General features: G+C 75.5%; 22 protein-coding genes. 9 read left to right on the top strand and 13 right to left on the bottom strand.

Features of this window, described 5'->3' with window-relative positions:
* Window positions 1–101: 101 nt before the first annotated feature.
* The 4 genes from IE332_RS19095 to IE332_RS19080 all read right to left on the bottom strand — a co-directional run bounded on the left by IE332_RS19095 (window position 102) and on the right by IE332_RS19080 (window position 4,947).
* Window positions 102–677: a GNAT family N-acetyltransferase gene (locus IE332_RS19095; protein WP_189917805.1), complete on the bottom strand. Its 576-nt coding sequence runs from the start codon at window positions 675–677 to the stop codon at window positions 102–104.
* A 117-nt stretch (window positions 678–794) separates the two neighbouring features.
* Entirely contained in the window at window positions 795–1,943 is a 1,149-nt protein-coding gene (locus IE332_RS19090) for a glycosyltransferase family 4 protein (RefSeq protein WP_189917803.1), read from the bottom strand.
* A 262-nt stretch (window positions 1,944–2,205) separates the two neighbouring features.
* On the bottom strand, window positions 2,206–4,200 hold the full coding sequence (locus IE332_RS19085; RefSeq protein ID WP_189917801.1) for an FtsX-like permease family protein: 1,995 nt from the start codon (window positions 4,198–4,200) through the stop codon (window positions 2,206–2,208).
* A 6-nt stretch (window positions 4,201–4,206) separates the two neighbouring features.
* Window positions 4,207–4,947 carry an ABC transporter ATP-binding protein gene (locus IE332_RS19080; protein WP_189917798.1) on the bottom strand — a complete coding sequence of 247 codons (741 nt, stop codon included), beginning with the start codon at window positions 4,945–4,947 and terminating at the stop codon, window positions 4,207–4,209.
* A gap of 134 nt (window positions 4,948–5,081) precedes the next feature.
* On the opposite strand from IE332_RS19080, the gene IE332_RS19075 reads away from it, so the two are divergent.
* Both IE332_RS19075 and IE332_RS19070 read left to right on the top strand, forming a co-directional pair.
* On the top strand, window positions 5,082–6,443 hold the full coding sequence (locus IE332_RS19075; RefSeq protein WP_189917796.1) for a sensor histidine kinase: 1,362 nt from the start codon (window positions 5,082–5,084) through the stop codon (window positions 6,441–6,443).
* The gene (locus IE332_RS19070) at window positions 6,431–7,093 is read left to right on the top strand and encodes a response regulator (protein ID WP_189917794.1); all 663 of its coding nucleotides are present in this window, start codon (window positions 6,431–6,433) and stop codon (window positions 7,091–7,093) included. The genes IE332_RS19075 and IE332_RS19070 overlap by 13 nt, the downstream gene beginning before the upstream one ends.
* A gap of 29 nt (window positions 7,094–7,122) precedes the next feature.
* Here the strand turns inward: IE332_RS19070 and IE332_RS19065 are convergent, their stop codons facing one another.
* Complete coding sequence (locus IE332_RS19065) at window positions 7,123–7,518, bottom strand: SsgA family sporulation/cell division regulator (protein WP_189917792.1); 396 nt, start codon at window positions 7,516–7,518, stop codon at window positions 7,123–7,125.
* 364 nt (window positions 7,519–7,882) lie between these two features.
* Between IE332_RS19065 and IE332_RS19060 the strand changes: the two genes are divergently transcribed.
* The 3 genes from IE332_RS19060 to IE332_RS19050 all read left to right on the top strand — a co-directional run bounded on the left by IE332_RS19060 (window position 7,883) and on the right by IE332_RS19050 (window position 10,765).
* Complete coding sequence (locus IE332_RS19060; RefSeq protein ID WP_189917790.1) at window positions 7,883–8,650, top strand: response regulator transcription factor; 768 nt, start codon at window positions 7,883–7,885, stop codon at window positions 8,648–8,650.
* Between the two features lie 5 nt (window positions 8,651–8,655).
* On the top strand, window positions 8,656–10,164 hold the full coding sequence (locus IE332_RS42390) for a sensor histidine kinase (protein WP_189917788.1): 1,509 nt from the start codon (window positions 8,656–8,658) through the stop codon (window positions 10,162–10,164).
* 181 nt (window positions 10,165–10,345) lie between these two features.
* Window positions 10,346–10,765: a hypothetical protein gene (locus tag IE332_RS19050; RefSeq protein ID WP_189917787.1), complete on the top strand. Its 420-nt coding sequence runs from the start codon at window positions 10,346–10,348 to the stop codon at window positions 10,763–10,765.
* Here IE332_RS19050 and IE332_RS19045 read toward each other — a convergent pair.
* Complete coding sequence (locus tag IE332_RS19045) at window positions 10,683–11,852, bottom strand: DMT family protein (protein WP_229928710.1); 1,170 nt, start codon at window positions 11,850–11,852, stop codon at window positions 10,683–10,685. The genes IE332_RS19050 and IE332_RS19045 overlap by 83 nt on opposite strands.
* A 231-nt stretch (window positions 11,853–12,083) precedes the next feature.
* The gene (locus IE332_RS19040) at window positions 12,084–12,701 is read right to left on the bottom strand and encodes a MerR family transcriptional regulator (protein ID WP_189917785.1); all 618 of its coding nucleotides are present in this window, start codon (window positions 12,699–12,701) and stop codon (window positions 12,084–12,086) included.
* A gap of 114 nt (window positions 12,702–12,815) precedes the next feature.
* On the opposite strand from IE332_RS19040, the gene IE332_RS19035 reads away from it, so the two are divergent.
* Together IE332_RS19035 and IE332_RS19030 are read left to right on the top strand one after the other, a co-directional pair.
* Window positions 12,816–13,235 (top strand): DUF3291 domain-containing protein, encoded by a 420-nt coding sequence (locus IE332_RS19035; RefSeq protein ID WP_189917783.1) that lies wholly within the window; start codon window positions 12,816–12,818, stop codon window positions 13,233–13,235.
* A gap of 265 nt (window positions 13,236–13,500) precedes the next feature.
* The gene (locus IE332_RS19030; protein ID WP_189917782.1) at window positions 13,501–14,172 is read left to right on the top strand and encodes a hypothetical protein; all 672 of its coding nucleotides are present in this window, start codon (window positions 13,501–13,503) and stop codon (window positions 14,170–14,172) included.
* Between the two features lie 44 nt (window positions 14,173–14,216).
* Here the strand turns inward: IE332_RS19030 and IE332_RS19025 are convergent, their stop codons facing one another.
* From IE332_RS19025 to IE332_RS19010, 4 genes are all read right to left on the bottom strand, one after another.
* Complete coding sequence (locus IE332_RS19025; RefSeq protein WP_189917779.1) at window positions 14,217–15,068, bottom strand: NAD-dependent protein deacetylase; 852 nt, start codon at window positions 15,066–15,068, stop codon at window positions 14,217–14,219.
* Window positions 15,069–15,111: 43 nt separating this feature from the next.
* Window positions 15,112–15,681, bottom strand: coding sequence for a P-loop nucleotide/nucleoside kinase family protein (locus tag IE332_RS19020; RefSeq protein WP_189917777.1), 570 nt, complete (start codon window positions 15,679–15,681; stop codon window positions 15,112–15,114).
* Between the two features lie 205 nt (window positions 15,682–15,886).
* Window positions 15,887–16,648, bottom strand: coding sequence for a maleylpyruvate isomerase family mycothiol-dependent enzyme (locus IE332_RS19015; RefSeq protein ID WP_189917775.1), 762 nt, complete (start codon window positions 16,646–16,648; stop codon window positions 15,887–15,889).
* 125 nt (window positions 16,649–16,773) lie between these two features.
* The gene (locus IE332_RS19010) at window positions 16,774–16,977 is read right to left on the bottom strand and encodes a cold-shock protein (RefSeq protein ID WP_189917773.1); all 204 of its coding nucleotides are present in this window, start codon (window positions 16,975–16,977) and stop codon (window positions 16,774–16,776) included.
* Between the two features lie 304 nt (window positions 16,978–17,281).
* Here IE332_RS19010 and IE332_RS19005 point away from each other — a divergent pair, with 304 nt between their 5' ends.
* Window positions 17,282–17,509 carry a hypothetical protein gene (locus IE332_RS19005; RefSeq protein ID WP_189917771.1) on the top strand — a complete coding sequence of 76 codons (228 nt, stop codon included), beginning with the start codon at window positions 17,282–17,284 and terminating at the stop codon, window positions 17,507–17,509.
* A gap of 52 nt (window positions 17,510–17,561) precedes the next feature.
* On the opposite strand, the gene IE332_RS19000 is transcribed toward IE332_RS19005, so the two are convergent.
* The gene (locus IE332_RS19000) at window positions 17,562–18,008 is read right to left on the bottom strand and encodes a CBS domain-containing protein (protein ID WP_189917769.1); all 447 of its coding nucleotides are present in this window, start codon (window positions 18,006–18,008) and stop codon (window positions 17,562–17,564) included.
* A 306-nt stretch (window positions 18,009–18,314) separates the two neighbouring features.
* On the opposite strand from IE332_RS19000, the gene IE332_RS18995 reads away from it, so the two are divergent.
* A complete protein-coding gene (locus tag IE332_RS18995) occupies window positions 18,315–18,764 on the top strand; it encodes a DUF5994 family protein (RefSeq protein WP_189917767.1) in 450 nt (149 codons plus the stop codon).
* A 113-nt stretch (window positions 18,765–18,877) separates the two neighbouring features.
* Here IE332_RS18995 and metE read toward each other — a convergent pair whose 3' ends face one another.
* Window positions 18,878–21,193, bottom strand: a complete 2,316-nt coding sequence (metE, locus tag IE332_RS18990) for a 5-methyltetrahydropteroyltriglutamate--homocysteine S-methyltransferase (protein WP_189917765.1) — start codon at window positions 21,191–21,193, stop codon at window positions 18,878–18,880.
* Window positions 21,194–21,250 lie beyond the last annotated feature (57 nt).

Genomic DNA, 21,250 nt, shown 5'->3' with positions numbered 1-21,250 from the left:
TCCCGACAGGAACATGAGGAAGACTCATGTTACTGCCGCCGGGCCGGAACGCCAGAGGACACCGCCGCGTGACGCGCCAGGGGGCCATGCACGGGCCCGGGTCAGGCTCGACGCAGGTCCAGCATGGCGAACACCTTGTCGTAGCGGCGCTCCCCGACGGCGACGTAGTCCGGCAGCCGCCCGTACTCGGTGAAGCCGAGGGAGAAGTAGAGGTGCAGCGCGTCGGCGTTGTCGCCGCGGGCGTCCAGGGTGAGCACCTCGATGCCCGCGGCCCTCGCGTCCGCGATCAGCGCCGTGGTGAGCTTCCGTCCGATGCCGCGACCCTGGGCGGCGGCGGAAACGGCGAGCTTCTCCAGGTCCGCGTGCGGGCGGTGGGTCGGGCGCCGGTGGCGCAGCCAGTAGCCGAACCCGGCCGGCCGCCCGTCCAGGTACGCCACCCGCAGGGCGCCGTCCCCGGCCCGCGACCGCGCCAGCACCTGCTCGACCAGCGCCGCGACCTCCTCCGCCGACGGCGGCTCCAGCCACCCCAGCGCGGCGCCCGCCGACACCAGCTCCGCCAGGATCCGGTGCGCCGCGGCCGCGAACTCCCCGACCCCGCCGGCCCGCCCGGCCAGCGCCGCGGCATCGAGGATGACGAGGTCTCCGGGGGGCGCGGCAGCGGTCACGTTCTGGCTCATAGCGGGCAGGCTATCCTCCGGCCGCCGTCGGCGTGGCGACCTGGGGGTCGACAAGGCAAGTCCCGCGGTGTTGCGGCCGACTGACGGATCATCAACATCTTTGCCATCCAGGGAATTTCAGCGGATTTCGGCGTGGTGCGGGCCGGGGGTCAGCAGGCGGGTCAGCCGGTCGGCGGAGCCGTCCCAGGTCCACTCGGCGGCGGCCCAGCGGCGGCCCTCGCGGCCCATCGCGGCGCCCTCCGGGGTGGTCAGCATCCGGATGACGGCCTCGGCGACGGCACGCACGTCCCGGCCGTCCACGACGGCGCCGGTGCGGCCGTCCAGCACCGCGTCGGGGGCGCCGCCGGAGTTCCCCGCCACGACCGGCAGACCGCTGGCCGCGGCCTCCAGGTAGACGATGCCCAGCCCCTCCGCCTCCAGCCCGGCCCGGCGGGTGCGGCAGGGCATCGCGAAGACGTCGGCCGCCGCGTAGTAGGCGGGCGTCTCCTCGTGGCCGCGGCCGCCGGCGAAGACCACCGAGTCCTGCGGCAGCCGGGCAGCGAGCCTGCGCAGCCGCCGCTCGTCCGGGCCCTGGCCGACGATCAGCAGAGCGGCCTCGGGCACGGCGCCGAGGATCAGCGGCAGGGCCCGGATCAGCGTGTCCTGGCCCTTGCGGGGCACCAGCCGGGCCACGGTCAGCACCACCTTGCGGCCGTGCAGCCGGTACCGGTCGCGGACGGCCCGGCCGCCGTCCGCGACCGGTCCGGGCCGGAAGGCCGCCGGGTCGACGCCGGGCACCAGCCGGCTGAGCCGGGCGTGCGGGCCCAGCGCCGGGGCGATCCTGGCCCGGGTGTACTCGCCGAGGTAGGTGACCACGTCGACGCCGTCGCCGACCCGCCGCAGCAGCCGGCGCGCGCCGGGCACCCGGGCCCACCAGATCTCGTGGCCGTGGGTGGTGGCGACGATGCGTTCGGCGCCGGCCCGGCGCAGCGCGGGCGCCATCGCGGCGAGCGGGGCCGCCGCGCCGAACCAGACGCGGTCGCAACCGTGTTCGCGGACCAGCCGCGCGGCCCGCTCGGTGACCCGGCGGCTCGGCAGCAGGGTGCGGGCGGGGTCGCGGACCACCCGGAACGGCAGCCGGGCGTCGAAGGCGGTGTCGCCGGGCTCGGAGGAGGTGTAGACGACCACGTCGTCGCCGGGCACCCGGGTGGCCATCGCGTGCACGAAGGTCTCTATGCCGCCCTGCCGGGGCGGGAAGTCGTTGGTGACGATGAGTGTGGTGCTCAAGGCGGCTGCCTTTCTCGGGCTCCCGGCGGGTGCCGGGGCGTCATGCGGTGAACAGGTGGTTGCGGGTGTCCGGGCCGATCCCGGCGCGCGCCCTCCTGAGGCCGTAGCGGTGGCGGTGGCGGTGGCGGTGGCGGTGGCGGTCCACACAACTCCGGTCGATGTCAGGCGGGTTGTCGTCATCGGTGCTCCAGCCGACGCGGTGCCCGGGCGCAGCGGCAGCGCGTCCGCCGCGACGCCGGTTCGCGGCCGGCTCCTCCCCCGCCTACTCGCGCGCGGTGATCGCCGAGATCTCGCCCCGGCGCAGCAGCCTGCCGGTGGCCGCGAGCGCCACCGCGCCGCCCACCGCGAGGCAGGCCAGGACGAGCGCGGCCAGGGTGAACCACGGCACGTCGACGGTGACTTCGTGGTACTCGGCGGACAGCGCCGCCCGGTAGGCGCCGAGGCCCAGGGCGACCAGGACGGCGGCGACGCCCGCGGCGAGCCCGGTGGTGATCGCCGTCTCCCACAGCGCGGTGCGGCGCACCTGGCGGGCGGCCACGCCGATCAGCCGCATCCCGGCGATCTCGCGGCCGCGCCGGCTGTAGGACATCACCAGGGTGCTCGCCACCGAGATCAGGGCGTAGCCGGAGGCGGGGCCGGCCAGCACCAGCAGGACCAGGTCGTTGAGGCGGCCCTGCTCGTCGTCGGTCGCGTCGTACCAGTGGGCGGTGGTGCTGACGCTCGCCCGGTCGGTGCCCAGCCGGTGGGCCAGGTCCTGTGCTACCAGGCGGGCCGCGTCGCCGGTCACGTCGCCGGCCGCGTCGTCGGCGAGGAGCACGGTGGCCCGTTCGGGGCCGGGCAGGCCGGGGGTGCCGCTCGGCAGCAGCACCTGGGCGAGGGTGGAGCCGCCGTCGACGACGGCGACGACGGTGCCGGTGGCCGGCTTCCGCCCGTACAGGCCGTAGGTGAGCTCGGTGCCGACGTGGTAGCCGTACCAGCCGGCGTACTCGCGGGAGACGGCCAGCTCGCCGGGGGCGAGGTCGCGTACGGTGCCCTCGGCCACGTCCAGGCGGTGGGTGCGGGCGAGCGCGGGCAGGTCGACGGCGGCGCCCCGGTCCTGGCGCACCGAGGTGCGGTCGGCGACCGCGATGTCCGTCTCGGCGGGCGCGGAGACGGCGGCGACCCGCGGGTCGCGGCGCAGGCTCTCCAGGACTGCGGGGTCGAGCGCGCCGCCGCCGGGCGCCTCGACGATCAGCTCGCCGACCGTACGGCTGCGGTCGTCGGCCTTGACGGTGGCGCCGGTGGTGCCGAGCACGGAGGTGAACACGCCGACCACGGCGACGACGGCGAGCACCGGGCCGACCAGGGAGGCGGTGCGCAGCCGGGCGGTGGCGAGCGAGGCGACGGCCAGCCGTGCGGGCACCGAGCCGGAGCGGCGCAGCGGCACGCCGAGCAGGCGGACCAGCGGCCCCAGGTAGAGCGGGCCCAGCAGGGCGGCGGCGCAGGTGAGGAAGAGCGTGCCGAACAGGGCCAGCGGGGTGGCGCCCTCCACGTTCGCGCCGCGGGCGAACCAGACCATCAGGCCGCCGACCGCGAGCAGCGGCAGGCCCGCCGTCCAGCGGCCGCCGGTCATCGCGCGGGAGTCGAGTTCGGCCTCCCGCAGCGCCTCGGTGGCGTGCACCCGGGCGGCCCGCCGGGAGGCCGCGGACGCGCCGAGGACGGCCATCAGCAGGCCGGCCGGGACGGCGATCAGCAGCGGGACGGCGAGCGGGGCGTCCTTCAGGTCGACCGGGGACAGGCCGGTGCGGTTGAGGGCGGCCAGGGCGAGCGGGGTGCCGGGGACGGCGAGCAGGGAGCCGACGGCGGCGGCGGGCACGGCGACCGCGAGGCACTCGCCGGTCACCGTCCGGCGCACCTGGCGGGAGCCGGCCCCGACCAGCCGGAGCAGGCCGAGTTCGCGGCGGCGCAGCGCGATGCTGAGGGCGCAGGTGCCGGAGATCACGAAGACGGTGACGAAGAGGCAGATCACCCCGGTCATCACCAGCACGCTCTGGACGCCGCCGAGGTCGATCGCCCCGCCGGTGACGGTGTGGCTGGTGCCCTCGCCGTCCGGCAGGGTCACCGAGGGGCGGTCCCCGGTGGGCTGGGCTACCCGGAAGGTGGCCCCGAGGGCGGCCGAGGAGATCGCGATCAGCGCGACGCCGAGGACCAGCGAGACGAAGGTGCCCAGGAACAGCGGGGCGTGGTGGCGGACCGAGCGTACGGAGAGCTGCCACATCGGTGCTCAGTCCTCCCAGCGGTTGAGCCAGGCGGTGATCCGCTCGACCGTGGGGTGGCGCAGCGCGTCCACGATCCGCCCGTCGACCAGGTAGTACGCCTGGTCGGCGGCCGCCGCGGCGACCGGGTCGTGGGTGACCATGACGACCGCGCCGCCGTCCCGGTCGACCAGGTCGCGCAGCAGGGCGACGACCTGACGGCCGCTCTTGCGGTCGAGCGCGCCGGTGGGTTCGTCGGCGAAGACCAGCTCCGGGCGGGTCGCCATGGTCCGGGCGATGGCGACCCGCTGCTGCTGGCCGCCGGAGAGCTGGGCGGGCCGGCGGTCGGCGAGGTCCCGCAGGCCGACCCGGGCGAGGGCGCCGAGCACGGTCTCGCGGTCGGGGCGCCGGCCGGCCAGGCGCAGCGGCAGGGCGACGTTCTCGTGGGCGGTGAGCATCGGCAGCAGGTTGAACTGCTGGAAGACGAAGCCGACCCGGTCGCGGCGCAGGTCGGTCAGCGCCTGCTGGTCGCAGTCGGCCAGGTCGGTGTCGCCGATCAGCACCCGCCCGGAGCTGGGCCGGTCGAGGCCCGCGGCACAGTGCAGCAGCGTCGTCTTGCCGGAGCCGGAGGGCCCCATGACCGCGGTCATGCTGCCGGCCGGGAACTCCACGGACACGTCGTGCAGCACCGGGCCCGGAGAGCCGGGGTACGTCTTGGAGACGGAGAGCAGCCGCGCGGCCGGCACCGCCGTGCCGGTGAGAAGTGACATGACGCCAGTGCACCAGCCGGGGTGCGGGGGCGCAGTGGACCTGGGCGGAGAGTGCGGGGGTGGGTTTTCCCTACCGACGGCGGTCGGTCTTCCGGGCTAGGGTTCTTGATGATCATCGGACGGAAAGGCAGGAGATGTCCCTCACGGATGGGGCCGACCCGACGGCCGGGCTGGCGGCCGAGCCGGACGGGGCCGACGGGACCGACGGCGTGGCGGTGCCGGACATCGCCGTACGGCGGGCGCTCGGCCGGCGGCCGGCGGACTTCCTGTTCTCGGCCTGGCCGCTGCGCTGCTGGCTGAACCTGCTGGGCGGTGCGCTGTTCGGCCTGGGGCTGCTGCTGGCCCTGGTCGTGCTGGTCTCGGTCGGGATCCTGCTGTCGGTGGTGGGGGTGGGGCTGCTGGTGCTGGCCTGCCTCCCGCTGCTGGGCATCCCGGTGGCCCGGGTGGAGCGGCGCCGGCTGCGGCTGGTGCAGCCGCTGCGCCCCGCCGACCCGCACACCCCTGCGCCCGAGGAGGGGCTGCGGCGCCGGCTGCGGCACCGGTTCACCGAGCGGGCCACCTGGCGGGAGCTGGGGTACGCGGCGCTGCTGGCGGTGGTCTTCACCGGGGCCGGGCTGGGCGTGGTCGCGCTGCTGGCGTTCTCCTGCGTCCTGGCGGCGACCCCGGTGGTGGTGTGGGCGCTGGCCCCGGAGACCGTGATGATCGTCCCGGGGCAGGCCGTCCCCGATCCGCTGAGCGCGGTGCCGTTCAGCCTGGCCGGCCTGGCCGGGGTGGCGCTCTCGGCGTACGCGGCGGCCTGGCTGACGGTCGGCCAGGTGTGGACGGCCTGGATCCTGCTGGCCCCGCGCAAGGACCCGGAGAACCGCCGGGTGATCGAGCTGACCCGCTCCCGGGCCCGGCTCGCCGACGCCTTCGAGGCCGAGCGGCGCCGGATCGAACGGGACCTGCACGACGGCGCCCAGCAGCAACTGGTGGCACTCACCATGACCCTGGGGCTCGCAGAGCTGGAGATGAGGGAGGCCACCCCGGAGGCCGCCGCACTGGTCGCCCGTGGCCGCGGCGAGGCCCGCCGGGCCCTGGACCAGCTGCGCGACCTGGTGCGCGGCATCCACCCCCAGGTGCTGACCGACCACGGGCTGGCCGCCGCGGTGGCGGAGGTGGCGCAGCGCTCGCCGATCCCGGTGGAGGCCGCGATCGACCTGCCGCGCCGGCTGCCGCCGCTGGTGGAGGCGACGGCGTACTTCACGGTGACGGAGGCGCTGGCCAACGCGGCCAAGCACAGCGGTGCGTCCCGGATCGGGATCACCGGTACGTTGGTGGACGATCGGCTCACCCTGCTGATCACCGACGACGGTCGGGGCGGGGCCGATCCCGCCGCCGGCACCGGACTGTCCGGTCTCGCGGACCGCCTGGCGATCCTGCGGGGGCGGCTGCTGGTGTCCAGCCCCGTCGGCGGTCCGACGCAGCTCCGGGTGGAGGTCCCGTGCTCCGCGTAGTCCTGGCCGAGGACGCCGTCCTGCTCAGGGCGGGTCTGACCGAGATCCTCGACCGCAGCGGCCACCGGGTGGTCGCCGCGGTCGGGGACGCGCGGGCCCTGTCCGAAGCCGTCGACGAGCACCGGCCCGACATCGTCGTCACCGACGTCCGGATGCCGCCCGGCTTCCGCGACGAGGGGCTCAGGGCGGCGCTCGAACTGCGGGCCCGGCACGAGCGCCTGCCCGTCCTGGTGCTCTCCCAGTACGTGGCCACGGCGTACGCCACCCAGCTGCTCGGCGGCGACGGGCGGGACGAGGGCGGCCTCGGCTACGTGCTGAAGGACCGGGTCGGCGAGGTCTCCGAGTTCCTGGACACACTGCGCCGGGTCGCCGACGGGCAGACCGTCATCGACCCCGAGGTGGTGCGGGTGCTGCTGGCCCAGCAGACGGCGGCGCGCCCGCTGAACCGGCTCACCCCGCGCGAGCGCGAGGTGCTCGGGCTGATGGCCGAGGGCTACAACAACCAGTCGATCGCGGCCCGGTTGAGCGTCACCGAGGCGTCGGTGGTCAAGCACTCCAGCAACATCTTCATGAAGCTGGACCTCGACCCGGCGGAGGGCAACCGCCGGGTCCTCGCCGTGCTGGCGCACCTGCGCGGCGGCGCGGGCTGACGCACGCCCCCGCACGGCGGCGGGACCGTTCAGGACGCCAGCAGGTCGTCCAGGCCGCCGCCCCAGTCGATCCGAGTGTGCTCCGACCCCGCCGGAACGAGTTCCGCCGTGGCCGCGACGAACCGGTCCACCTCCGCCGCGGAGGTCGCCAGCAGCGCGACGCCCTCGCCACCGGCGAGCGCGATCAGCAGCCGGGAGTCGTCGAACGGCGCGACGTGCACGTCACCGTCGCCGACCGGCGTGTGGATGCCGGTCGTCAGCAGGTCGCGCGAGATCGTCCACACCGTGTCCGCCTGGAAGGCGCTGAAGTCCAGGTCTATCGCGTAGGGGTCGTCGGGCCGGTACGACCAGTCGACGTCCAGGTCCCGGCTGTGCTCGTCGCCGGTCATCAGCCGCATGCCGATCCGGGCGGTCAGGCGTTCCATCGAGCGGGTCCCCTTTCTCGGGAGTGCGTCGTGCGCGTCTTTCGCTTCCGGCGGTACGGCCGTGCGCCGCGATTCTGTCGTCTCGGGGGGAGGGCGGGCGACCCCGTCCACATGTCGGTTGCGTCACCGTCGATCTGACGATGCGTCATGCATCGGCTCGGACCCGCTTCCCTCCTCTCCTCCCGGGGCCCGCCGCACCCGGCACCGGCCACGCTGTCCGCGTGCCCCGATCCCCGCCGGGCATGCGCCCGACTTCACGACCCCCGCCCGCCGCCCGCACCCGAGGCCGGCCCGCCCACACCCCCGCCCCCACCCGGGCCCGGAGGTGTGAGAGAGTCGGCCGCCCTGACAGGAGGAGGAGCCGATGCACGGGAACGGGCCCGGGGTCACGGACGGCCCCGGCGGCGGCCGGGTCCTGGTGGTGGACGACGACGCGGCGATCCGGCGCACCCTGGAACGCGGCCTGCGGCTCAGCGGCTTCACCGTCGCCCTGGCCGAGGACGGCGAGGCCGCGCTGGAGCGGCTGGTGCCGGCCGCACCGGACGTCCTGGTGCTCGACGTCTCGATGCCCGGCCTCAGCGGCGCCGAGGTGTGCCGGACCCTGCGCGCCCGGGGCGACGACATCCCGGTGCTGATGCTCTCCGCGCTGGACGAGCCCGCCGACCGGGTGGCGGGCCTGCAGGCCGGGGCGGACGACTACCTGGTGAAGCCGTTCGCCCTGGAGGAGCTGGTGCTGCGGCTGCGCGCCCTGCTGCGCCGCCGCCCGCCGCAGCCCGCCGACCGGGTGCAGGCCGGGCCGCTGACGATCGACCCCGCCACCCGGCGGGCCCACCTGGACGGCCACGAACTGCACCTCACCCGGCGGGAGTTCGAGCTGCTCACGCACCTCGCCAGGAACGCCGGCCTCGTACTCTCCCGCGAACTGCTGCTGGAGCGGGTCTGGGGCTACGACTTCGAGGTGCGCAGCGACGCCGTGGACACCTTCGTCAGCTACCTGCGCCGCAAGCTGGAGGCCGACGGCCGGCCCCGGCTGATCCACACCGTCCGGGGTGTCGGCTTCGTCCTGCGGCTGCCCGACGGCAGCGGGAACGGGCACGGCAGCGGGCACGGCAGCCGGCACGGGAACGGGTAGCGGCCGTGAAGCTCTCCACCCGGATCGCCCTGTGGGCCGCCGCCGTCGTGCCGGTGCTGGTGGTGCTGGCCGGGCTGCTCCTGCTGCCGCTGGTCGGCCGGGACCTGCGGCACCAGCAGGACGCCCGGCTGCGAGACCGGGCGGCCGCCGTGCTGCCGGGCGTGCGCGCGCTGGTGGCCGCCGACACCCGGGGACGGCCCAAGGTCGAGCAGAACCAGCAGCGCAAGGTGGTGGACGCCGCCCTGGACTCGGGCGTACGGGTCACCGCCGAGGACGGCACCGTGCTGCTCTCGGTCGGCCCGCAGCCCGCCGACGACTCGGCGTTCCCCACCGCACCGGGCGGGCCCGCCACCGTGCACGACCGGGGCGCGGCCTGGCGGGTGCTGACCGCCCGGGTCTCCGGCACCGGGGCGAACGGCGGCAGCGGCACGCTGTGGGTCAGCGAGCCCGGCGGCCTGGCCGGCGACCAGACGGCGGCGGTGCGCCGACGGGTCCTGCTGGTGGCGGGCGTCTCCGCACCGGTCTCCGCGCTGATCGGCTTCGCCCTCGCCGAGCGCGCCACCGCGCCGCTGCGCCGGCTGAGCCGCCGGGCCGCGGAACTCGACCCGGCGGCCCCTCCCACCCCCGGCGCCGACCCCAGCGCAGGCGGCGGTACGGGCGGCGCGCCCTTCGCGGCGGTGCGCAGCGGCACCGCCGAGGTGGACGAACTCGCCTCCGCCCTGGCCCTGTTGCTCTCCCGCTACGACGAACAGGCGCTGCGCACCGCCCAGGCCCTGGAGACCGCCCGCTCGTTCTCCTCGGCCGCCTCGCACGAGTTGCGGACCCCGCTGATGAGCCTGCGCACCAACCTGGACGTGCTGGCCGCCCACCAGGACCTCCCGTCGGCCGAACGGGCCGAGATCGTCGCCGAGTTGCGCGACGACCACACCCGACTGCTGGACCTGCTGACCGCGCTCGGCACGCTCGCCCGCGGCGACCTCGTGGAGGTCGACTCCTTCGGCCCGGTGGACCTCGCCGACCTGGCCGACACGGCCGCCGCCGAAGCCCGGCGCCGCCACCCCGACGCCGACATCACCGTCGAACTCCCGCCGGAGCTACGGGTTTTCGGCTGGGACACCGGACTGCGGATCATGCTCGTCAACCTGCTGGTGAACGCCGCCGTGCACGGACGCGGCGGGCCGCTGCGCACGGATCCGGCCCGGGTGACGCTCCGGCTGGCCCCGGCCGGCCCGGTCGCACTGCTGACCGTCGACGACGCCGGCCCCGGTGTCCCGCCCGCCGATCGCGACGCGGTCTTCCACCGCTTCCACCGCCGCCGCGACAGCCCCGGCTCCGGGCTCGGGCTCACCCTGGTCGCCCAGCAGGCCGCGCTCCACCGGGGCACCGTCCGGATCACCGAACCGCCGGCCGACACCGGCTGCCGGGTGGAGGTCCGCCTGCCGCTGCCGGACGCCGACGCGCCGACCCTCCGGCTCCCGGCCCGACGGGACTGGATCACGGGCGAGCAGCCCTGAGACCGCTGCCCTGAGACCACTTCCCCCCTTGAGACCACTGCCCCCTGAGACCGCCGCCCCGTTCCACAGGGAATCCACAAGAAGCCGTCCTACGCTCCCGGCAACCGGGCCGGAACCCGCCGGGCGCCTCCGCGCCCGCCGGCCCGGGATCCGAGACCGTCCACGGCAGAAAGGGACGCCCATGTCCGTCAACCGCACGTCCGCCGGCCGCAGGGCCGCCGCCCTCGGCGCGCTCGCCCTCGCCGGCTCGCTGCTCGCCGCCGTCCCCGCGCAGGCCGCTCCGAGCGCCGCCCCGACCGCCGGGTCCGCGCCGACGGGCGACGGCGCGAAGGCCGTCTGCAAGCGGCTGCCGAAGACCGAGCAGCGCGTCACCAAGGCGCTCGCCCGGCTGAACGGCGACGCCACCGTGGGCGGTTCGGTCGCCCGCCTGCAGCAGCGGGCCGCCAACGCCAAGACCGCCGGCCACACCGAGATCGAGAAGCTCCTCAACGACCGCCTCACCGCCCGCAAGAACCTGGTCACCACCCTGCAGACCCGGCAGGAGGACCTGAAGTCCGTCGCCACCTGGTGCGGTGCCCACGACCAGGGCGCCGGCAAGTGACCCGCCGCCGCCCGTCCGCCCTCGCGGCCCTCGCCGTCCTCGCGCTCGCCGGGACCGCCCTGCTCACCGCCTGCGGCTCCGACGGCCACCCGGCCCCCGGAGCGGCCGACAGCAGCCAGGTCCAGGACATGCAGCACAAGCTCGACGCCGCCGACAGCGCGGCCACCCAGGCCGACACCGACACGGCGGCCGACGACAACTGACGGGCACCACGCGCTCGCCGGCCGCCGCGGCCCGACCCGGTCGCCGCGGCCGCCGGCTGCTCGGCGTCACCGAAACGGGCCAGGGTCAGGGCACCCGCCACCGCCGCCACGAAGCCGAGGACCGCGACCGGGGTCAGGTCGTGCCGGGTGTGGTCGCCCAGCACGAGCACCCCGACCACGGCCGGGCCCAAGGTCTCCCCCAGCACCATCGCGGCCGTCGCCGCGGTCACCGAGCCGTGCTGCATCGCCCAGGTCAGCGCGGCGAACCCGCCCAGACCCGCCACCGCCACCGCGTACGCCGAGGGCTCGGTCAGCAGCTGCGGCAGCCCCGGCTCGGGCAGCACCCGCACCGCCACCCCCACCACCCCGAACTGCAGGCCCGCCACCAGCCCGAGCAGCGGCGCGCGGCGGACACCGCCGTACCGCACCGCCGCCCAGCCCGCGCCGAGCAGCGCCACCGCGACCAGCAGCACCCCCAGCCGCAGCGCGTCGCCGCCCGTACCGTGACCGTCCCGCCCGGCCGTCAGCGCCAGCAGCAACAGCCCCGCACACACCGCCGCCACCCCGGCCCACTCACTGCGCCGCAGCCGTACCCGCAGCACGCGGGCCGCCCCGACGGCCGTCACCGCGAGCGCGGAGGCCAGCGCCGCCTCCACCTCGTACAGCGGCAGCCGCTCCAGCGCGACGAGTTCGGCGGCGAACCCGCACATGTCCATCCCCACGCCCACCAGGAACGGCCACTGCCGCAACGCCCCCGCCAGCGCGGCCGCCTCCCCGGCCCGCGCGCCCCCGGCGGCGGCACGACGGGCACCGACCGCCTGCAACACGGTGGCCGACCCGGTGAGCAGTGCGGCCAGGAGGGCGGACAGCAGGCCGATGAACATGGCCCGACGCTACGGCCCCACCCCACCCCCACTCCCCCCGGCACGCCGGACCCACCCGCCCCGGCGACCCGAGCTCGCACCGACAACCACAGCCCTCGGCTCCCGGGCCGCCACCCATCACCGCCCGGCAGCCCCGGCCAGGTGTGACGGCGGGCGGATTCGTGTTCCTGGACGTACACGCCCACCCACCCCCAAGCCGCCACCCACCACCCACCACCCCAGCGACCCCGGTCAAGTGTTCCGACGCGCGGATTCGTGTTCCTGGGCCAGGCGGCGGAGGGCGAGGAGGGCGGGTTCGAGGAGGACGGTGCGGAGCAGTGCGCTCTCGGCCTGGTCGACGGGGTCGGCGTGCGGGTCGAGCTGGTCGAGGTCGAGGACGGCGGTGCGCTCGGCGAGTGCGGCGTAGCCGAGGAGGGCCTCGTGGGAGACCTCCTCGCCGAGGGAGCGGAGGGTTTCGAGGGTTTCGCCGAGGACGGCCCGGGAGGGGGCGTGGTCGGAGACCTGCCAGCCGAGTTCGCCGATCAGGGTGTCGACGTCGGCGCTGCCGGGGGCGGGGGCCGGTTCGCCGTCCTCGTCGACGGGGCGGGCGCCGAGGACGAGCCCGAGGACCTGGTGGCGTTCGCCCGCGTGGGCGGCGACCGCGCCGAGGACGTCCTTGGTGGCGCTGACGCTGAGGCCGCGGACGCCGATGAGGGCGCGGACGAGGCGCAGTCGGCGCAGGTGGGTCTCGTCGTACTCGGCCTGGGTGGCGGCGGTGGCGCGGCCGGGCGGCAGGAGCCCTTCGCGCAGGTAGTACTTGATCGTCGCGGTCGGGACTCCGCTGCGGCGGCTCAGTTCGGAGATGCGCACGGCTGCACCCGTCTTTCTCTTCCTCGGTTCCCCTGGCATTTGGATACCAACACTGTCTAACATAGATAGTGCCACTACCCAATGTGGCGCCGTCCCCGACGAGGAGTGTCAGCCATGCCCACGCTGCCCTGGATCACCCCGAACCCGGCCACCCCCGGCACCTCGGCGGTCGTCATGGCCTCCCGCTTCGAGGTGCGCTCGCTCGCCGACGTCCCGCGCTTCTTCCTGAAGTCGCTGGCCGTCTGGCGGCAGCTGCGCAACGCCCCCGGCGCCCTCGGCGGCTCGCTGATCGCCCGGCCGCTGCGGCGGACCTTCTACACGCTCTCCGCCTGGGAGAGCCGCGAGGCCCTGAACGCCTTCGCCGCTGCCGAACCGCACCGCTCGGTCATGAGGGGCCTGCGCGCCACCATGAAGGAGTCCACCTTCACCTTCTGGCAGACCCCAGTCGAGCAGCTCCCGATCACCTGGGCCGACGCCCACGCCCGCCTGGACGCCGAGCGCGCCCGGGCCGGTGAACCCACCACGGACCGGTGACCCCGGAACGGCCCCGCCGGCCGGCCCGGGCGGGGCCGGCCGCCCTCTGCCCGCCGACAGAACACTCTTGACCGCGCATCACCCGCGACCGGCCGCCGCGACCGCGCGACATCCCCCGGCCGGTCGCCGCGGCGCGGCCCGCGGGGCGGCGGGGGCGCCGTCGCATCGGCTCCATTTTGTGACGTGGCCCTGTCTAGTTCGTTCCCGTCCCGGTGTGATGGGATGTGCCGTCACGGGGTGATGACCGCTGGTGGGGGTGGTGTGTGTGAGGCGCAACGGACGACCGTCGAAGCTCGACGGGGACGCGGCGTACCTGGTCGCCGTCGGACTGGTCCGACTGGGCGCGCAGGAGTGGCTGGGCACGGCGGGCGGGGTGCCGGCCTGGGTGGGCGGCCTGCGGGCGGCCTCGTTCGCGGACGCCTGGCTGGCGTTCGGCGACCCGGCCGCGCCAGGTCTGCGGGTGCCCGCGACGGCGGCACTGCGGGCGGTCGCCGGACGGGCGGCCGAGCTGGTCGTGCGGTCCTGCGCGGAGGACGGGTCGGCGGCCCTGGAGTGGCTGGGGCAGCGCTCGGCGGAGGCCCGTGAGCAGGCGCGCCGGGACGAGGTGTCGCACCCGGCCGAGCCCTGCGCGCTGACCCTGGTGTGGCACGGCGTCCAGGCGCTGTCCGCCGTGGACGAGCCGTCCGGGCGCGAGCGGGTCGAGGAGCGCTTCGAGGAGCGGGTCGAGGCGTACGTACGGGAGCGGCACCGCCGCCAGGACACCCTCGCACTGGTGCTGGGCTGCACCCGGATCGCCGCGGCCGCGCTGGTTGAGCTGAGCGACAGCGATCCGGCGCGGGTGTGCGGGTGGCTGGAGGAGGACGCGGCGCGCGTCATGCCGCTCGGCGGGCCCGTCCCGCTCTGGGTCCCGGGCCGTCCCTGGCAGCCCGCGGGCTGACGGCGGACGACAGCGGGCAGCTCAGGCGGTGCCCGGCGCCCGGCTCAGGCGGCACCCAGGAGGCGGGCGGTCTCGGTCATGGCCGGGCCCAGGGCCAGGTCGAGGCGGAGCACGGCGAGGTCGTCGCCGCGGGTGGAGCCCTGGTTGACGATGGCGACGGGCAGTCGCGCCCGGGCGGCCCGGCGGACGAAGCGCAGGCCCGACAGGACCGTGAGCGAGGAGCCGAGGACCACCAGGGACCGTGCCGCGTCGACCAGGTCGTAGCAGTGCTCGACCCGGGCGGCGGGCACGTTCTCGCCGAAGAAGACCACGTCCGGCTTGAGCACGCCGCCGCAGTCCGCGCAGGGCGCGACCCGGAACCCGGCCACCTGCTCCGGCGCGAGCAGCGCGTCGCCGTCCGGGCGCAGTTCGGCGGCGGGGCGGCGGAATCCCCGGTTCAACTCGTCGAGGCGCCGGTCGAGTTCGGCGCGGGAGCTGGTGCGCCGGCAGTCGAGGCAGACCACCCGGTCCAGTCCGCCGTGCAGTTCCACGGCCTCCCGGGTGCCGGCCGCGTGGTGGAGACCGTCGACGTTCTGGGTGATGACCGCGGCGACGTGCCCCGACCGCCGCAGCCGCTCGACGGCCTGGTGGCCGGCGTTCGGCCGGGCCCGGGCGAAGGCGGGCCAGCCGGTGTGGCTGCGCGCCCAGTAGCGGCGCCGGGCGGCCTCGCCGCCGGTGAACTCCTGGTAGGTCATCGGGGTGCCGCTGCGGTGGCGGCCGGTGGCCCCGCGGTAGTCGGGGATGCCCGACTCGGTGGACAGGCCGGCGCCGCTGAGCACCACCGCACCGCGCCGGTCCAGCAGCCGGGCGAGACCCGCCAGGCCCTCGGCCGGTCCCACCGCTTCGGAGGCGTCCATACCGCCGAGGGTAACCCCGCCGCCGACCGGTGCCTCCGCCCGACTACGCCTCCCCCGACTCGCCCGCCGCGAACGCGACGATCCGTGCCAGGGGCGGCCGCAGGCCCTCCGTGGTGTCCACCGCCAGGCAGGGCACGTCGAGCGCGATCGGCAGCCAGGACTCGACCGGCCGCTCCCCCGCCGCGATCCGGCGCAGCAGTTCGGCGTCCGCGTGCACGGCCCGCGAGGGCAGCTCGGCGGCCCGGCGGGCGATGCGCCGGCGGGCGAGCTCCGGGTCGACCACGCAGCGCACGACCCGGATGACGGCCAGGTCGGCGAGCGGCTCCAGGCCCGGACGCCAGAGGCGGTCCTGGTAGGCGGCCTCCGCCACCAGACTGGTCCCCGCCGCCAGGTGTTCGCCGATGGTGCGGAAGAACACCCGCAGGGTCCGCCGGTCCAGGTCCCCGCCGGGGCCGACACCGACGGCGGCCATCCGTTCCTTGAGTTCGTCCCGGCAGACGGCCGACCAGCCGAGCGCTCCGGCCAGGGCGTGCGCCAGCGTGGTCTTGCCCGCCCCGGGCGGGCCGCTGACGGCGACCAGCGTCGGGCGGCCGGTCCTGCCTCGTGAGGTCATGCCACGGGATTCTGCGCCGGCCCGCCGCCGCCCGCCACCTCCCCTGTGCGTGACGGACGACCGACGGCGGGTGATCGCTTCCCGTCGGCCTTCCCCCAGTCGGTCTTCCCCCGGGGGCGCCCGCCCGACATCGAGGTGCACGAGGAGGGACCGCCGCTGGACGAGACCGTGTGTCCGACTCGTACGGCCGACCGGCCGCGCCCGATCACCCCCAGCCGGGGACCGGCGGCAGCGGCCACACCGGCGGGGCCGGCAGCGGCTCCCCGGTTCCGGTCCGCGGCGCCGGGCCGCGGCCGGCGAGCCAGGCGAGCAGCACGTGCCCGGGTCCGCGGACGACGGGGCCCGCCTCCCCGAGGGACCAGGAACGTCCGAGGTCGGTGGCCTCCAGCCGGGCGACGGGGAAGCCGCGCGCGGCCAGCGTGGCGGCGGTCGCGTCGAGCGCCCAGGCCACGTAGCCGGCGGGCCAGCCGGCCGTCCCCCGACCGAGGTCGAGGTCGAGGTCGAGGTCGACGTGGTGGGTCTCGACCTCGCGCCAGGCGCGGTGGAGGGTGAACCAGGCGGGGTGCCGCCACCCGGCGAGGGCCGGCACGAGCGTGGCCCACCGTTCGGCGGGCACGGCCGCGGCCTCCTCGAACAGCCCGTCCAGACTGACCCGCAGGTCCTCCGCGAGCGCGGCCGCACCGCGCTCGGCCCCCTCCCGCAGCGCGCGGTCCAGCGCCGCGGCGTCGGCCCGCGGACCGGGTTCGGCACCCGTACGGGCCAGCGCGAGCAGCCACCGGTACGCGTCGGCGCCGCGCGCGAGGTGGGTGATGACGTGGGCCCGGCTCCAGCCCGGGAGCGCGGACGGCTCGCCCGCCTGCCGGTCGGTCAGGTTCCCGACGGTGGCGGCGAGTCGGCCGACGGAGGCGCGCACCTCGTCGAGCAGGACGGCGAGTTCGGCGCGGGTGAGGTCGGTGGCGGGAGTCACGGGCCCGCACTCTACGGCCCCGCCCACTCCCCCGCCCCGCCACCCCGGTAAACGCCGAGGGGCCCGCACCGCGCGTCGTGCACGGTACGGGCCCCTCGCTGCCGGACGGAAGCCGGGCAGGAAGCCTACAGCGGGCGGATGTTCTCGGCCTGCGGACCCTTCTGGCCCTGCGTGACGTCGAACTCGACCTTCTGGCCCTCGACCAGCTCGCGGAAACCGCTGGCGCTGATGTTCGAGTAGTGGGCGAACACGTCGGCGCCGCCACCCTCCTGCTCGATGAAGCCGAAGCCCTTTTCCGAATTGAACCACTTCACGGTACCGGTGGCCATGAGAAATCTCCTTCGAGAGACTGTCCGAAGTCCGCACCTCGCGGACTTTCGAGTCGCCGCGATGAGAACCCACCGGGGAAGGCCCGGAAAAAGAAAATGCGCCTGCAACAATCAGCAGGCGCACACGAACTTCATGGGAACCACTACTGCAACTAACTCGACTGTAGCAGGACCTGGCCCGCCGCGCAGGAATTCCGCGCGATTTTCCCGGCCGGCCCGCCCGCGCGCGCCCTCCCCGACCCGGCCGCGAATTCAGCCCTCCGGATCGACCCGTCCTGCCGGTTTTCGGAGCATACTGGCCGGGATGAGGAAAACACCGGTAGTCCGACGCTCCTTGCCCACCAGCCCCTTCAAATCCCGGCCCGCCGCGCCGCCCAAGCACTTCGCCGTGGGCGACCGGGTCACCCACGACAAGTACGGCCTCGGCCGCGTCATCGAGGTGGAGGACGGGGACGACGCCGCGGTCGTCGTCGACTTCGGCCCCCGTCAGGTACGGATCCGCCCGCCGTTCGCCGCGATGTTCACACTCTGAGTGATGTTCGCACTCTGAGCTGGGCACCGGCGGTGCTGCCGTCACGGCGGCCTCAGGCCGCCGGGGCGACGGCGAGCAGGCCGGTGGCGCGGTCCTCGGTGAGCACGCCGAGGATGTAGCCGTCCTCGTCGACGACGGGCCAGACCGCCAGGTGCTTGATCCGCATGGCGACTGCGGCCAGCGCCAGGCCCATGGTCGGCCAGGCGAACGGGCCGCGCTGGTGCGCGGTGACACCGATCGTGGTCCGCTCGGTGTACCAGGAGCGGGTCAGGAATGAGTGGAGTCCGGTGCGGGTGACCAGCCCCTCGCACCGGCCGTCGTGGTCGCGGACGAGCAGGTACTCGACGCCGGCGCCGCGGAGGATGTCGTTCGCCTGGTCGACGGTGTTGTCGTCGGCTATCTGGTAGTCGCAGGGGTCCATCGCGTCGGCGACCGTGAGGCCGTGGCCGGGCCACATCGGCTGTGGGGAGTGCGGGGAGTTGGGGGTCACGGTGCTCACCGTTCCCGTCTCCGGCCGCCCACCGGGGCCGCCGGGCCGTCCTTCACCCAGAACGAAGCCGGAACGGGTACCGGAATACGGGATGCCCTGGATGTCTACGACCCTACTCCGGTGGCGGGCCGTCCGGAGGCGTCCGAGGAGGTCCGAGGGCGAACTCCCGGGACCACCTCCGGGGCCGATCGCCGCGGAGTACCGTCGCCGCGGAGTACCGTGGGAGACAACCAAGGACATTCCGCACACCGGCATCAGCGTCGACGTCGCCCTGGGTCATGACGGGTCCCTCGTGGACCGGACGGGCGGCCTCAGATGATGCCGATCCCTCTTCCCCTCCCCTCCTCTGCCGGGCCGTGGACGGTGCCCGGCGCTCCGCTGCTGCCGCGGCTGGAGCTGGAGCCGACGATGTCGCGGGAGGGTGTGTTCGACGGCGCCTGGTGGCCCCGCTCGAACCAGGTCCTCGCCGAACTGCCCGACCTGATCACCGCGCTCGGTGCCCACTACGGTCGCATCGTCCGGGTGGGCCTCGACACCTCGGCCTGGGACGGCGTGCCCCGGTCCGTCGCGGCGAACGGCGTGGTGATCAGGATCAACTGGTTCCCCGGCAGCGACGCGACGATCAGCGTCACCCGTGGCCTTCAGGACCATTTCCTGCTGCTGGTGGTGCCGCCCGGCACCGCCCCGGCGACGGCCGCCTCGGCGATGGCCGGTGCCTCCGCGACCGGGAACCACACCCCGGCGGCGGAACTCCTGCTCGGCTGAGCGGATGCTCGGCTGACCGGACCGGCACCACCGCAGGCCCGACCCCGGCGATGGTGTACGCCGACCGGGGGCGCGGCCCCGCCTGGCCGCGCAGGGCCGCGCCCCCGCTTCCGTCAGCCGTCCAGTTCCGCCCGCAGGCGGCGGGCAGCGGCGACCAGGCTGTCCAGTGAGGCCCGGGTCTCCGGCCAGCCGCGGGTCTTCAGGCCGCAGTCGGGGTTGACCCAGAGCCGCTCGGCCGGGATCGCGGCGAGGCCGGCGCGCAGCAGCTCCACCGCTTCCTCGGTGCTCGGGACGCGCGGCGAGTGGATGTCCCAGACGCCCGGGCCGACCTCGCGCGGGTAGCCGGCCTCGGCGAGTTCACCGGCGACCTCCATGTGGGAGCGGGTGGCCTCCAGGGAGATGACGTCCGCGTCGAGGTCGTCGATCGCGGTCATGATCGCGCCGAACTCGGCGTAGCACATGTGGGTGTGGATCTGGGTGTCGGCGCGGACGCCGGAGGTGGCGAGCCGGAAGGACTCGGTGGCCCAGTCCAGGTAGGCCGGGCGGCCGGCGGCCCGCAGCGGCAGGGTCTCGCGCAGGGCCGGCTCGTCCACCTGGACGACGGCGGCGCCCGCGGCCTCCAGGTCGGTGACCTCCTCGCGCAGCGCGAGGGCGACCTGGCGGGCGGTGTCGGCGAGCGGCTGGTCGTCGCGGACGAAGGACCAGGCGAGCATGGTGACCGGGCCGGTGAGCATGCCCTTCACCGGGCGGTCGGTGAGGCCCTGGGCGTAGCCGAACCAGTCGACGGTCATCGGGTGCGGGCGGGAGATGTCCCCGGCGAGGACCGGCGGTCGCACGTACCGGGTGCCGTAGGACTGCACCCAGCCGTGCCGGGTGGCGAGGTAGCCGGTGAGTTGTTCGGCGAAGTACTGGACCATGTCGTTGCGTTCGGGCTCGCCGTGCACCAGGACGTCGAGGCCGGCCTTCTCCTGGTAGGCGATGACCTCGCGGACCTCTTCCTCCATCCGCTCCCGGTACGCCGCCGCGTCGATCCGGCCCGCCGTCAGGTCGGCGCGGGCGACGCGCAGGTCGGTGGTCTGCGGGAAGGAGCCGATGGTGGTGGTGGGCAGCAGCGGCAGGCCGAGCCGGGCACGCTGGGCCTCGGCCCGGACGGGGTACGGCTGGGCGCGCCGGGTGTCCGCCTCGGTGACGGCGGCGACCCGGGCGCGGACAGCCGGGTCGCGGGTGATCGGCGAGGTGGCGCGGGAGGCCAGGTCGGCGCGGTTGGCGGCGAGTTCGGCGGTGATCGCGCCGGTGCCCTCGCGCAGACCGCGGGCCAGCAGCGCCGCTTCCCCCGCCTTCTGCCGGGCGAAGGCGAGCCAGCGGGCGATCTGCGGGTCCAACTCCCGTTCGAGGGCGGCGTCCAGGGGGACGTGCAGCAGGGAGCAGGAGGGTGCCACGTCGACCCGGTCGGCGAGGCCGAGCAGGGTCGCCAGGGTGGCCAGCGACCGCTCCAGGTCGTTGATCCAGACGTTGCGTCCGTCGATCACCCCGGCGACCAGCCGCTTGCCGGGCAGGCCGCCGACGGCGGCGAGGTCGTCCAGGTTGCGGACGGCAGGTCCGGTGAAGTCCAGTGCCAGGCCTTCGACCGGGGCCTTGGCGAGGACCGGCAAGGCCTCGCCGAGGCGGTCGAAGTAGCTCGCGACCAGGATCTTCGGGCGGTCGGTGAGCGCGCCGAGCTCGCGGTAGGCGCGGGCGGCGACGTTCAGTTCGGCCGGGGTGCGGTCCTGGACGAGGGCGGGCTCGTCCAGCTGCACCCACTCCGCGCCGGTGGCCCGCAGCTCGGCCAATAGCCGCGCGTAGACGGGCAGCAGCCGGTCCAGCAGGGTGATCGGCCGGAAGTCGGCGGCGACGCCGGGGGCGGGCTTGGCGAGCAGCAGGTAGGTGACGGGGCCGACCAGCACCGGCCGGGCCCGGTGGCCGAGCAGGAGGGCCTCCCGCAGCTCGGCGACGGCCTTGGCCGGGTTCGCGGCGAAGACCGTGTCCGGCCCCAACTCGGGTACCAGGTAGTGGTAGTTGGTGTCGAACCACTTGGTCATCTCCAGCGGCGCGACGTCCTGGGTACCGCGCGCCATGGCGAAGTAGCCGTCCAGCGCGTCGGCCGCGACGGCCTCCCGGTGCCGGGGCGGGACGGCGCCGACGGCCACCGTGGTGTCCAGCACGTGGTCGTAGAGGGAGAAGTCGCCGGTCGGGACCTCCTCGACGCCGGCCTCGGCGAGTCGGCGCCAGTTCGTCCGGCGCAGGTCGGCGGCGGTGGCCAGCAGGCCCTCCGCCGGGACGGCGCCCTTCCAGTAGCCCTCGATGGCCTTCTTGAGCTCCCGGCCCTGGCCCTGGCGGGGGTAGCCGTACACGGTGGCCCGGGTCGCCGCGGCTGCGGACTTCGTCGTCAAGGGACTCTCCTTCGCGAGTCTTTCTCCGTGGATCCCGGGGACGGGACGAGAGCGCGA

The organism is Kitasatospora xanthocidica (assembly GCF_014656195.1).
Taxonomy (GTDB): domain Bacteria; phylum Actinomycetota; class Actinomycetes; order Streptomycetales; family Streptomycetaceae; genus Kitasatospora; species Kitasatospora xanthocidica.
The sequence above is the reverse complement of the archived record's forward strand: the minus strand, read 5'-3'. Positions and strand labels throughout refer to the sequence as shown.